The sequence below is a fragment of the Micromonospora sp. NPDC053740 genome (assembly GCF_040677775.1).
GTDB classification, from domain to species: domain Bacteria; phylum Actinomycetota; class Actinomycetes; order Mycobacteriales; family Micromonosporaceae; genus Micromonospora; species Micromonospora alfalfae.
On sequence record NZ_JBFASO010000001.1, the window covers coordinates 47,360 to 60,446 of the forward strand.

The window sequence follows — 13,087 nt, forward strand, 5'->3', positions numbered from 1 at the left end:
CACTGGACGCCACACCCACAGTCACCCGACCGGCACCACCCGTGCCGGTCAGGGAAGCGGCCGCACCCCCGAGCCGGCGTGACCGTCGGGCGGCCCGCGCCGCCGGGCTGGTCACCGCCGTGGCACTGCTCGCGGTGATCGTGGTGCTCAGCATCGCGGTCGGCGCGAAGGCCATGCCGCTCGCCGACGTCTGGTCCGGGTTGCTGCACCGCGACGCCACCGAGTACGCGGTGGTGCACCGGATGCGCCTGCCCCGCACCCTGCTCGGGCTGCTCGCCGGCACCGCCCTCGGTGTGGCGGGCGCGGTCATGCAGGCCCTCACCCGCAACCCACTCGCCGACCCCGGGCTACTCGGCATCAACGCCGGCGCGTCCGCGGCCGTCGCCACCGCCGCCGCGTTCCTGGGCGTCACCGCCGTCGGCGGGTACGTCTGGTTCGCGCTGCTCGGCGCGGCGGCGGTGACCGCGCTCGTCTACGCCGTCGGCGGCGGACGCGGCGCCACACCGGCCCGACTCGCGCTGGCCGGAGCCGCGCTCAACGCCACCCTCTACTCCTACGTGAGCGCGGTGATGCTGCTGGACACCGCGTCGCTGGAGCGGCTGCGCTTCTGGACCGTCGGCTCGCTGGCCAGCGCGGACTCCGCGACCGTCACCAGGGTGCTGCCGTTCATCATCGTCGGGCTGCTGGTCGCGCTCGGTGCCGCCCGTCCGCTGAACGCGCTGGCGCTCGGCGACGACGCGGCGCGAGCCCTCGGCGCTCGACCCGCGCTGATCCGCGCCGCCGTCATCGTCGCCGTCACCCTGCTCTGCGGCGCGGCGACCGCCGCGTGCGGGCCGATCGTCTTCGTCGGTCTGCTCGTGCCGCACCTGGTCCGTGCCCTGACCGGCCCGGACCTGCGCTGGCTGCTTCCGTACTGCGCGGTGCTCGCACCCGCGTTGCTGCTCGGCGCCGACGTGCTCGGCCGGGTGCTGGGCCGCCCCGGAGAACTCCAGGTAGGCATGGTGACCGCCGTGCTGGGCGGCCCGCTCTTCCTGTGGCTGGTCAGCCGCCGACCGGTGGCGCAACCGTGACAGTTCTGCGTACTTCATGGGGGTTGTCGCTGCGGTTCCGACCCCGCGCGTTGGGCGTCGGTGCCGGCGCGGCGGTGCTCGCGGCCGGCTTCGGTCTGGTGGCCCTGGGCAGTGGTGACTACCCGATGGGGCCGGCCGACGTGCTACGCACGCTGACCGGCGGTGGCACCGTGGCGGAGCAGTTCATCGTGCTCGAACTGCGCCTGCCCCGGCTGGTCACCGCAGTGTTGGTCGGCGCGGCGTTGGCTCTCGCCGGCACGGTGTTCCAGTCGCTGGTGCGCAACCCGTTGGGCAGCCCGGACATTCTGGGCTTCACCCAGGGCGCGTCGACCGGCGCGCTGGTGGTGGTCGTCCTCGGTGGCAGCAGCCTGGCGTTGGCCGGCGCGGCGGTCGTCGGTGGCCTCGGCACCGGTCTGGTGATCTACGCGCTCGCCTGGCGGCGCGGAGTGCACGGCTACCGGCTCATCCTGGTCGGCATCGGGGTGGCCGCGATCCTGACCGGCGTCAACGGCTACCTGCTGACCCGGGCGCCCCTGATGGAAGCCGCCCGCGCGGTGCTCTGGCTCACCGGCAGCCTGGACGGACGGGGCTGGGCAAACGCCGGGCCGCTGCTCGCCGTCCTGGTCCTGTTGGCGCCGCTGGTGCTCGTCGGCTGCGCTCCGGCGCTGCGGATGATGGAGCTGGGCGACGACGCGGCCAGCGCCCTGGGGGTGCCGGTACGCCGGCTGCGCCTGGTACTGCTCGCTGCCGCCGTGCTGCTGGTCTCGTTCGCGGCGGCCGCCGCCGGGCCGGTGTCCTTCGTGGCGCTCGTCGCCCCGCACGTGGCGAAACGACTGACCCGGGCCCCGGGTCCGAACCTGCTGCCGTCGATGGCCGTCGGCGCGGCGCTGCTGGTCGGGGCCGACCTTGCGGCGCAGCGCGCGTTCGCCGGGCACCAACTCCCGGTCGGCGTGGTCACCGGCGTGATCGGCGGCGGTTACCTGGTCTGGCTGCTGGCGATGGAACGTCGGGCCGGCCGGCTGTGAACACCAGTGACGCCCTCGAAGGAGCACCCATGCGACCCGGCGATTCCCGACTCGGCGGCACCGCGCTGACCCTCGCCTACGACCAGCGCACCATCGCCGAGAACCTGACAGTGGCGGTGCCCGACAGGTCCTTCACGGTGATCATCGGCCCGAACGCGTGCGGCAAGTCGACGCTGCTGCGCGCGCTGTCCCGGATGCTGCGCCCCAGCGCCGGTGCGGTGCTGCTGGACGGACGCGACATTCACGATCTGCCGGCCCGCACCGTGGCCCGGACACTCGGCCTGCTGCCGCAGTCGTCGATCGCACCGGACGGCATCAGCGTCGCCGAACTGGTCGCCCGGGGTCGCTACCCCCACCAGGGGCTGCTGCGGCAGTGGTCCCGCGAGGACGAACGGGTGGTCGAGGAGTCGATGGCCGCGACCGGTGTCGACGACCTCGCCGACCGGGCGGTGGACGAACTGTCCGGCGGGCAGCGGCAACGGGTCTGGATCGCCATGGCACTGGCCCAGCAGACGCCCCTGCTGCTGCTCGACGAGCCGACCACGTACCTCGACATCGCCCACCAGATCGAGATCCTGGACCTCTGCGCCCGGTTGCACGAGGAGCAGGGCCGCACCCTTGTCGCGGTGCTGCACGACCTGAACCACGCGGCCCGCTACGCCACCCACCTGATCGCCATGCGCGACGGACGGGTGGTGGCCGCCGGGGAGCCGGCGTCGGTGGTCACCGCCGACCTGGTGGCGGAGGTGTTCGGGCTGCCCTGCCGGGTGATCGACGACCCGGAGACGGGCACCCCGCTGGTCGTCCCCGCGGCCCGACGACGGGCCACCACCCTGGCACCGGAGCCGGCGTGAGCGAGCGCAGCGCCCGGCGTTTCCGTGACCCGTGGGGGGTTCCGCACCTGCGGGCCGACGACCCGCTCGCCCTCGCCACGGCACAGGGCCGGGTGACCGCGTACGACCGGGCCTGGCAGATCGAGGTGGAACGGCACCGCGCCCAGGGCACCAGCGCGGCGTTCCTCGGCCCCGACGCGCTCGGCTGGGACCGCTTCGTCCGGCAGGTCCGGCTCGACGACACCGCACGCCGCTGCCACGCGGCACTGGACCCGGCGACCGCCGAGTGGGTGGGCGCCTACGTGGACGGCGTCAACGCCAGCCTCGCCGCCGGGGCGGCCCGGTCACCGGAGTTCGCCGCCACCGGGCTGCGCCCGGGTCGGTGGGAGCCGTGGACGCCACTCGCGGTCTGGCTGGGCCACCACATCCTGTTCGCCGGGTTCCCCGGCAAGCTCTGGCGCGAGCACGTGGCGCAGCGGCTCGGGCCGGACGCGGTCGACAGGTTCGCCACCGACGGGCCCGCCGTGGCCGGCAGCAACGGGTGGCTGCTCGCCACCGAGCGCACCGGCACCGGGGCGGCGCTGCTCGCCGGCGATCCGCACCGGTTCATCGAGGATCCCGGCGTCTACCAGCAGATCCGGCTGGCCTGCCCGGAGTACGACGTGGTCGGGTTGGCGGTGCCGGGTGTGCCGGGCATCGCGCACTTCGGGCACACCGGTCAGGTGGCCTGGGCGATCACCAACGCGATGGCCGACTACCAGGACGTGTACGCGGAGCGGCTGCGCCGCGACGGCCCCCGGGTGCAGGCGCTCGGCCCGGACGGCTGGCGACCGGCGCACCGCCACGTCGAAACGATCGAGGTGGCTGGGGCCGACCCGGTCGAGGTCGAGGTGGTGGAGACCGATCGTGGTCCGGTGATCGCCGGTGGGCCGGACGACGAGAGTGCCGTCAGCCTGCGCTACCCGCCCCGGGTCCGGGGTGACCTCGGTTTCGCGACGCTGCCGGAGCTGCTGCGCGCCCGGACCGTGGCCGATGTCGACCACGCCCTGCGGCACTGGGTGGAGCCGGTCAACGTGGTGCAGGCGGCGGACACCGCCGGAGGGCTGTTGCACCGGGTCGCCGGCGCGGTGCCGGTACGGCACCCGGAAAACGGTCGGCGGGTGGTCCCCGGATGGGACACCGCGTACGCCTGGCAGGGCTGGCACGCGCCGATGCCCAGCGCCGAGGTGGTCGGTAGGTCGGTGATGGCCAACGAGCGCGGGCTGGCGGCACCGCTCGGTGTGGAGTTCGCCCCACCGCACCGGGCGCATCGCATCGCCGAGCTGCTCGACGCCCGTTCGGCCTGGACGGCCGACGAGATGGCCTCGGTGCACACCGACACGTACCTGGGCGCGGCCGGGCCGCTGCTGGCGGTCCTCGCCGAGTCGACGGGGCTCGGTCCGGCCGCCGCCGCGCTGCGTGAACGGCTGCTGCGCTGGGACCGCCGGATGGCCGCCGACAGCACGGACGCGGCGGCCTACGCCATCCTGCGGGCGGCTGTCGTACGTCGGATCGCCGCCCACCCGGCGCTGGCCGCGCTGGCCGAGCCGCCCGCGTACCCCGAGGTGTTCGCGCCCTGGCTGGCGCTGACGCCGCGGGTCGGTCACGCGCTGGAGCACCTGCTCGGCGCGACCCCGATGCCCGGTGTGGACATCGCCGCGCTGGTGGGCGCGGCGGCCGAGGAGGTCGCCGACGCGGCAGCCCGGCAGGTGCCCTGGGGGGACCTGCACCGGCTGGCGCCGTGGCGGGCCCTGCCCGGCTCGGACACCGGGCCCGGCCCCCGGCTCGACGGTGACCACGACTGCGTGTTGGCCACCTCCAGCGTGCCCGGGGTCACCCACTGGTGCTTCCGGGGGCCGGCGGCGCGCTTCGTCTGGGACCTGGCCCACCGCTCGGACAGCCGCTGGGTGGTCCCCCTGGGCACCTGCGGGGTGCCCGGCGACAGGCACCACGACGACCAGAGCGCCGCCTGGCTGGCCGGCGACCTGCTGCCGGTCATCACGGACTGGGACCAGCTCGCCGAGGAACGGGGCTGACGGCACCGGCCGCCGCCGGGGTGCGCGAGGCACCCCGAGCGACGGCCGGCCGCAGTGCTGTCAGCGCAGGCCGAACGCCCGGCTGATGCTCTGACTCACGGTGTTGCCGGCGTTGTCCCGCGCCGTGGCGCGCAGGCTCACGAAACCGGCCTTCGCCGGCGCGGCCAGTGAGGCACGCCAGCCGTCGCCGTGCCGGGTCAGCCGCTGCTTCTGCCAGGTCGCCCCGTCGTCGTAGGACACCTCGACGGTCACCGCGTTGATGGTGCCGGTGACGCCGGGCAAGTGGGAGGCGACAACTGTCAGCGGCGCCCGCCGCGACGCAGTGCCGGCGGAGTCGATGGCCACCTGGTAGTCCAGCTGGATCATCGGCAGCGCCTCGGCCGACTCCTCCCCGGTGACCGCCGAGTGGAAACCCCACTCGGTGCGGGTCTGCCGGGAGTACGGGTTGGTCCACGCGGCCCTGTCGTTCTCCACCACCAGCCGGTACGGCAGTCGCTGAGACGCCAGCCCGGAGACCTGGAGGTACTCGGCGTTGCCCCAGTTCAGCTCCTTGTCGCCCTGGTAGAGGGTGGTCCGGTTGACCATGTCGTAGTTCGCGTACGCCTCACCGATGTGACCGCCCCCGTCGCCCCACCCGGGCGCGGGCAGGTAGACGGTGTCCAGGTACCGGACCGGCACGTAGCTGCCGCCCATCCGGGGTCGCTGGATCGGCCCGAACCAGGTGACGGTGCTCGGCTTGCCGGCGGGGTACGTGGTCGCCGCCATCAGGTGCTGCCCGGTCTCGCCGGCGATGAACGCGTCGTCGATCCACAGTTGGTCGGCGCTCACCCAGTCGGTGCGTCGGCCCTGCGCCGGGGCCGGTTCCTGGTTGCTCGACGCCCAGCCGCGCCAGACGTCGGTGCGGAACTCCAGCGCCTTGCCCTGCCGGTAGTTGCGGAACTCCACGTCGACCCGGGCCAACTGCCGCTTCGTGGGCCGGTAGGTGGGGTCGGCCGGCACCGTGCCGGTCCAGTGGTGCGCCACGTCGTACAGGTAGTCGGTCTGCGGGTGCGACTCGACGGTGAGCCGCACCGCGCCCCGCTCCAGCGCGGCGATGAGCTGCCCACCCTCGTCGGCGCCGAGGGTGGCGACGGTAACCGGGGCCGGGCTCTCCGGGCTCCACGCGAACTCGTCCCAGGGCTGGAGCCGACCGACACCGTCGTTGACCACGAGCAGCAGCTTCGCTCCGGCCGCCGCGGCGGCCTGCGCCTGGGTGGCGATGTCCACACTGTCACTGCGGCGTACCACCACGGCCCGGTCAAGGACCGGACGCTTGGCCAGCCCCGCCGCCGACGCGTCGGCGACGTAGACCGCGTCCAACTGGCGACGACCGGCCGGCAGCGCCGGGGTCGCCCGCTTCACCAACAGATCGTCGTACGAGCGACCGCCCGCCGAAACGGTCAGGGCCGGCTGCTCCAACCGCCAGCGGGCACCGAACTCGAACTCGCCGTCGGTCACGGGACGGCTCGTCGGCAACGCCCACATGCTGTCGTACGAGTCGTCGGGCAGCACCTGACTCTCGGTGAGACCGTTCTTCGTGGACCGGTGGATGTCCATCCGCAGCGCGCTGGCGGTGGCCTCCTGCGGCACCCGGGCCTGCACCTGTCGGGCGGCGCGCGCGTCCAGGGTGACGGTGCGGTCGCGGTCCAGGTTCACGTCGGTGAAGCTGAGCATCGCCATGCCCTTGGAGTGCGGGCCGTGCGCGCCGCGCACGTCCGCGGAGATCCAACCGTTCCAGCTTCCCACCGGCAGCCGCAGCGTGGCGGTGCCGCTCTCGGGCAGGTCCACGGCGGTGAAGAGGGTGTCGGCGGTGAGGATGACCTTGCCGACGAGCGGCTTGCCGTCCCGATCCTTGGCGACAAGCGTCAGGTTCTGCCGCTGACCCTCCTTGCCGGCCCCGATCAGGATGCGGCCACGCACCGCACCGGTGTCGTCGGTGGCGACGACCATGCCGCTGACCTGCTTCTCCACCGGCAGCTTGTCGTACTCGGCGGTCACCGTCACGGTGGCGGTGCCGCCCGCGGGCACTGTGACCCGGTCGGCGGAGAGCGCGAACAGTCCGGCCGGCGCGGTGGACGCGTCGACTGCCAGCTTCAGGGCCACCGGCGCGCTGCCGAGGTTGGTGTAGGTGACAGTACGGTCGACGGTAGCGCCCGGCTGCTGCGGCCACGCCTGGAAACCGGAGTAGGCACTCGGGGTGGCGAAGACCGTGGCGTGCGCGGCGGCGACCGCGTCGACCCGACCGGCACCCGCCTGGTACGGGGTGTACTCGGGGGTGGCCTTGACCGTGCTGACCAGCGCTTCCTTGATCCGCTGACCGGTCCAGTCCGGGTGCGCGGCGGCGACCAGCGCGGCGGTGCCGGCAACGTGCGGGGTGGCCATCGACGTGCCGCTCATCAGCGTGTAGTCACCGGCGCCGCCCCGCACGAGGTGCGAGCGGGCCGCCAGGATGTCCACGCCGGGGGCGGTGATCTCGGGCTTGAGCCCGCCGTCGCCGGCGCGTGGCCCCTGGCTGGAGAAGTCGGCGAGGTGGTCGGTGCTGTCGACGGCACCGACGGTGAGCGCGGAGTTGGCTGCACCCGGGCTGCCGATGCTCGCCGGGCCGCTGTTGCCGGCGGCGATCACGAAGAGGGCACCGGTCTCGGCGCTGAGCCGGTCGACCGCCTGGCTCATCGGGTCGCTGCCGTCGGTGGACTCGCCACCCAGGCTCATGCTGACCACCCGGGCCTTCTGCTCCCGGGCCGCCCACTCCATGCCGGCGATGATCCAGGAGTCCTGCCCGCTGCCCTCGCTGTTGAGCACCTTGCCGATGTGCAGCCGGGCACCGGGGGCCACACCCCGCTCGGCGCCACCGGACGCGGCGCCGGTGCCCGCGATCGTCGAGGCGACATGCGTGCCGTGGCCCTTGTAGTCGAGGATGTCGGGCTCCTCGGGCACGAAGCTGCTGGACTCGGCGATCTGACCGACGAGATCAGGGTGTTCGGCGTCCGCACCCGAGTCGAGCACCGCGACGTCGACACCGGAGGCGTTGTTGCCCTCGGCCCACAGCTTCGGCGCGCCGATCTGCGCTGTCGACTCGGCCAGGTCGGCGTGCACCCGACCGTCCAACCAGACCTTGGCGATGCCGCCTGCCAGGGTCGGGACGTCACCCGTACGCCGGGCCGAACCGGCGGTCAGCGCGGTCCAGAACCGGTCGGCGGTGGCCCGCTGGCGGGTCAGCGCCGCGCCCTGCACGCTGTCCAACTGGCGGACCAGTTTGGCGCCGTCCACGGCGGGACGGGTGCGGTTGCGGGCCGCCGCGTCGGTCATCGTGACGATCAACGGAAGCGCGTCGGTGTGCGCGTCGTCGTAACCGTCGGCGATGAGATCGGTGACGTTGAACAGTTGCCGGTCCAACACGCCGCTGGTCACATAGGACAGCGCGGCGTCCGGGTAGACGTAGGTGTCGCCGTCGCGCACGGTGCGGTGGAAGCTCGGGGTGCTGCCGTCCGGCCGGCGCACCGTCGACACCGTGCTGCCGTCCGCCGCTGTGGTGACGGTGACCGTGTCACCGGTGATCAGGGTGACGGTGGACGCGCGCCCGGCGGTGGCCGGGGGTTGACCCGCCGGGCGGTCGGGGTTGTTCGGCGGGGCGGCGCCCGCTCCCGTGCCGGGTGGTGTGAACCCGGCCGCCAGGGTGAGGGCGGCGCCGAGGGCGATCAGCCCGGATCGGCGACGCCGGTGAGACAGAGCCACGATGACCTCTTTGTGTCGAGAAGTGGTACGCACCACAGCATCGACGCAGACCCCACCCCAACCCCGCCCCCAACCCCGACGCACTTACGCCATGGCACAACCCCGCCACGACCCCGCCTCCTCCCCGCGCGCCACCACCCACCTCGCGCGCCGATCTTGCACTTTGTGTCGCGACCAACGTGGCGAATCAGGACGCATCGGCGACCGTAAGTGCAAGATCGGCGGGGCGGGGCGGGGCCGGGGCGGGGCCGGGGCCGGGGCGGGGCGGGGCGGGGCGGGGCGGGTTAGAGGGCGGGGCGGGTTAGCTTGGCTAGGGCGTCGAGTTGGGTGGGGTCGGAGAGGGCGGAGCCGACGGCCACCACACGTACACCTGCTTGCAGGAACGCGCCGGCGTTGCTGGCGTCGAGGCCGCCGGTGGCGACGAAGCGCAACTGTGGCAACGGACCGGCGACGGCCTTGAACCAGGCCGGCCCGAGGGAGATCGCGGGGAACGCCTTGAGCCAGGTGAGGCCGTGCCGCAGTGCCTGCTGGGCCTCGGTCGGGGTGGCCACACCGGGCAGGTGCGGCAGGCCACGCGCGGCGGCGGCGTCGGCGACCGCGAGGTCCAGGCCGGGCGCGACGGTGAACCGGGCGCCCGCGTCGGCCGCCGCGGCGACCTGTTCGACGTCGAGCACGGTGCCGGCGCCGACGATCCGATCGCGCTCGGCGCCCGCCTCGACGGCGGCCCGCAGCGCCGGCACCGCGTCGGCGGTGGCCACCGGCACCTCCACCACGTCGATGCCGAGATCCCAGGCACGCTCGGCGAGCCGAACGGTTTCGGCGACCGGCAGGCCGCGCAGGATCGCCATCACCCGGGCGCCGCCGAAGATGTGGTCGAAGTCCGGTGTGGTCATGGTGCACTCCATCCGAGGTCGCGGTGGGACTGTTGCTGCTGGTCGGGTCGCAACCCGACGACCCGACTCAGGTCGTCGCGCCCGGGTCGGTCAGGTCGAGTGGCGACCAGGCGTCGGCGGGGGCGTCGAGGAGTTTCTCGAACCAGGCCCACTGCGGGACCGGGGCGTTGTCGCCGCTGCTGGTCAACGCCTGCGCCGCGACGAGGTGACCGAGGCGCAACCGCCGCACCGGGTCGAGGCCGCGTAGCAGCCCGGCCAGGTAGCCGGCGGCGAAGGCGTCTCCGGCGCCGACCGGCTCCACCACAGTCACCCGGGGCGCGGGCACGAAGACCGGTTCGGCGTCGCGGACCAGTGCGGTGGCGCCCACCGCGCCGTCCTTGACCACAACCGTCTCCGGGTCGGGCAACAGCTCGCGTACGGCCGTCGGGTCGGTGGTGCCCCACAGGGTCTCCGCCTCGTCCTGCCCGACGAAGACGAGGTCGCAGCGGTTGGCGAGGTCGCGCAGCACCGGCGCGGCCTGCTCGGCGGGCCACAGCCGGGCCCGGTGGTTGACGTCGAAACTGACCAACGCCTGCGCCAGCGGCCGGTCGGTCACCGCGTGCTCGACCAGCGCCCGGCAGGACGCGGACAGCGCCGGGGTGATTCCGGACAGGTGCAGCACCTGGGCACCGGCCAACGCCGGGTCGGCCAGCGTGGCGGGGTCCATCCGGGCGGCCGCCGACCCGGCCCGGTAGTAGTGCACGGCGGTCCCCTCCGGGCCAGGGTCCTTGACGTACAGGCCGGTGGGGGCGGCCGGGTCCACGCACACCTGGTCGACGCGGACGCCGGCGGCGGCGACGTGCCGGATGACGGCCCGGCCGAAGGGGTCGTCGCCGACCCGGCTCACCCAGGTCGTCAGGTGTCCCAGGCGGGCCAGGTAACCGGCCACGTTGGACTCGGCCCCGCCGACCGAGACGGCGACCCGCTCTGCGTGCTCGAGCGGCTCACCCGGCGCGGGGCAGAGCACCACCATCGTCTCCCCCACGGCGGCCACCTCGATCGACGGGAGGCCTGCCGGAACACTCGGCCGGTCAGGTCGGGGGGCGGTCGGCATCGGGCACACGTCCTCGCGGCGGGGGTGCTGGGCGTCGCCGAGCCTAGGTGTCCCGCGCGGGACGGGCAACCCGTCGTACGTCACACCTCTACGCTCAGGGCAACGTCAGCCCGTACGCGGCCAGCACCTCAGCGATCGGCTGGTAGTAGGTGGTGCCACCGGCGGTGCAGTTGCCGGTGCCACCGGAGAGGATGCCGAGGATCCTGCCCGTGGAGGCCACGTAGAGCGGTCCGCCACTGTCCCCCGGCTCGGCGCAGATGTTGGTGCGGATCAGGCCGTAGATCACCCCGGTGGCGTAGTTGACCGTCTGGTTGAGGCCGGTGACGGTGCCGCAGCGCACGCCGGTGGTGCTGCCGCTGCGGCACACCGCCTGACCGATGTACGCGTTGCCGGGGCCGTTGATGGTCAGCAGGCCGGGGTAGGTGTAGACCGCGCTCGGGTGGGCGATCCGGCCGGTGTAGCGGATCAGCCCGTAGTCGTTGGTGGGGTAGCTGGTGGCGGTGCGGGTGCCGAGCACTGTGGTCTGGGCGCTGTCGGCGTACCAGGTGGCGGCGGCGGTGGTGCAGTGCCCGGCGGTGATCACGTAGTAGGTGCTGCCGCTGCGGGCGTTCGCGCCGAGCGAGCAACGCGCGCCACCGCCGCCGTAGATGCTCTGCCCCCCGGCGATCAGGGGGCGCAGCGTTCCGGGTTCGCGGCGCAGCAGCACGCCGGCCCGGTCGGTCACCGCCCGCAGTGCGGCCAGTTCGCTCGGGGTCACGGTGTCGTCGACGGTGAGGGTCATCCGGCCGGTGGCGGGGTCCAGACCCCAGGCGGTGCCCGTGGTGCGTACCCCGGTCAGCGTGGCCGTCGGGTCGGCGGCGGGCGCGGCGGCCCGGTCGGGGACGGCGGCCTGCGCCGCGCCGGGCGCGACGAGCAGCAGGGTGGTCAGGACGAGGGCGGCCAGTGGGGAGCGGCGCATCCGAACCTCCGAAGAGATCGAGATTAATGGATGCAGAAAAGCATCGCCCGGTGCCCGACGTCGTGGCAACCTCCGGCCGCCCTCTTCCCCGACCGGCGGGAATCGCCGATCCGGGGACGACCCGTGCCAGGGCCGCCGATAATTCCTCGGGAGACGCGGCGGGAGGCCAGGCATGACCACCAAAGGGAATGCGGCGCTGGTACGTCGGCGGGACCAGTCGACCCGGGCGACACTGCTGGAGTTGCTCTTCGACGTGGTCTTCGTGGCAGCCCTCGCACTGACATCGAAACTGCTGTCCGAAGAGCTCTCCTGGTCCGGCGGCGCGAAGCTGCTGCTGATGCTGACCGCCGTCTGGTGGACGTGGTCGGTCACCACGACCACCACCGAGTTCTACGACCCGCAGCAACGCCCGATCCAGGCCATCCTGATGATCGCCATGGTCGGGTCGGTGGGGATGGCGGCATCGCTGCCGATGGTCAGCATCGCGCATCTGCTGCTCTTCGTGATCTCGTACGTCGGCACGCACGTGGTTCGCTGCATCATCCTGGTCACCGCCCTGCACCGGCAGGGGCACCGGACGGCACGGGAACGGGCCACCCGGTTTCTCTTCTGGTTCACGGTGTCCGGCGCCCTCTGGGTCCTCGGCGCGCTGTCAGAGACTCCGAACTGGGGGCTCTGGGCGATCGCCATAACCATCGACCTGGTCGCCGGGGCGACCCGCTACCCCACACCGTGGCTGGGCCGGGTGCCGATAGCGCAGTACGGGCGAACCACCGAGCACCTGGGCGAGCGGTACCAACAGTTCATCATCCTGGCCCTCGGCGACATCATCCTGTTGCCGACGCTACAGGTCAGCCGGGGCCATCTCGACCACCTCCGGCTCGTCTCCCTGCTCTGCGCCTTCGCCACGATGCTGCTGCTCTGGCAGATCTACGTCTTCCGCGCCGGCGAGTTGCTGGTGGCGGCCGGGTCCCACGGGGGCCGGGCAACGCGACTGGCCCCGTTCACCCATCTGGTCATGCTGGCCGGCGTAGCCGGCACTGCCGCCACCTTCGACCTGGTCGTCACCAGGCCGACCGGAACGACGCCGGTGCCGTGGCTCGTCCTGATCATCGCCGGCCCGACGCTCTTCGTGGTCGGCCGCGTCCTCTTCACCCTGGCGGTGTCGTGGGTCATGCCGTGGCGGCGAGTTGCCTGGCAGCTCCTGCCGCTGCTGGTGCTGCCGTGGGCCGGCGGTTGGCCGCCGGTGCTGGTAGCCACGATCGTGGCGCTCGGGTTGGCCGGTCACATCCTGTTTCCCGGAGCAGCCCGGGAGACCACGCCCGGCCTGCGGCTGCGGCAATCCGACGACTGACCCCCGCTTGTT

The 13,087-nt window shown here is 73.4% G+C and carries 9 protein-coding genes; 5 read left to right on the plus strand and 4 right to left on the minus strand.

The features are described from left to right. Positions 1–119 precede the first annotated feature (119 nt). Genes AB0K35_RS00225 through AB0K35_RS00240 form a run of 4 tightly spaced genes read left to right on the plus strand, consistent with a single transcriptional unit; the run spans position 120 to position 5,003 of the window. Positions 120–1,070, plus strand: coding sequence for an iron chelate uptake ABC transporter family permease subunit (locus tag AB0K35_RS00225; protein WP_363883745.1), 951 nt, complete (start codon positions 120–122; stop codon positions 1,068–1,070). After that, positions 1,067–2,095 carry an iron chelate uptake ABC transporter family permease subunit gene (locus AB0K35_RS00230; protein WP_238669153.1) on the plus strand — a complete coding sequence of 343 codons (1,029 nt, stop codon included), beginning with the start codon at positions 1,067–1,069 and terminating at the stop codon, positions 2,093–2,095. Before AB0K35_RS00225 ends, AB0K35_RS00230 begins: the two co-directional genes overlap by 4 nt. 29 nt (positions 2,096–2,124) lie before the next feature. Then, complete coding sequence (locus AB0K35_RS00235; protein ID WP_238669152.1) at positions 2,125–2,949, plus strand: ABC transporter ATP-binding protein; 825 nt, start codon at positions 2,125–2,127, stop codon at positions 2,947–2,949. Beyond that, the gene (locus AB0K35_RS00240; RefSeq protein WP_363882402.1) at positions 2,946–5,003 is read left to right on the plus strand and encodes a penicillin acylase family protein; all 2,058 of its coding nucleotides are present in this window, start codon (positions 2,946–2,948) and stop codon (positions 5,001–5,003) included. The genes AB0K35_RS00235 and AB0K35_RS00240 overlap by 4 nt, the downstream gene beginning before the upstream one ends. Positions 5,004–5,063: 60 nt before the next feature. Here the strand turns inward: AB0K35_RS00240 and AB0K35_RS00245 are convergent, their stop codons facing one another. The 4 genes from AB0K35_RS00245 to AB0K35_RS00260 form a co-directional block, all read right to left on the minus strand. Then, the gene (locus AB0K35_RS00245; RefSeq protein ID WP_363882405.1) at positions 5,064–8,777 is read right to left on the minus strand and encodes a S8 family serine peptidase; all 3,714 of its coding nucleotides are present in this window, start codon (positions 8,775–8,777) and stop codon (positions 5,064–5,066) included. A gap of 284 nt (positions 8,778–9,061) precedes the next feature. After that, on the minus strand, positions 9,062–9,670 hold the full coding sequence (locus AB0K35_RS00250; protein ID WP_238669149.1) for a bifunctional 4-hydroxy-2-oxoglutarate aldolase/2-dehydro-3-deoxy-phosphogluconate aldolase: 609 nt from the start codon (positions 9,668–9,670) through the stop codon (positions 9,062–9,064). A 67-nt stretch (positions 9,671–9,737) separates the two neighbouring features. Beyond that, the gene (locus AB0K35_RS00255) at positions 9,738–10,694 is read right to left on the minus strand and encodes a sugar kinase (RefSeq protein WP_238669148.1); all 957 of its coding nucleotides are present in this window, start codon (positions 10,692–10,694) and stop codon (positions 9,738–9,740) included. Positions 10,695–10,857: 163 nt separating this feature from the next. Then, entirely contained in the window at positions 10,858–11,721 is an 864-nt protein-coding gene (locus AB0K35_RS00260; RefSeq protein WP_238669147.1) for a S1 family peptidase, read from the minus strand. 172 nt (positions 11,722–11,893) lie between these two features. Between AB0K35_RS00260 and AB0K35_RS00265 the strand changes: the two genes are divergently transcribed. Continuing rightward, positions 11,894–13,075, plus strand: coding sequence for a low temperature requirement protein A (locus AB0K35_RS00265; protein ID WP_363882408.1), 1,182 nt, complete (start codon positions 11,894–11,896; stop codon positions 13,073–13,075). The last annotated feature ends 12 nt before the right edge of the window (positions 13,076–13,087 follow it).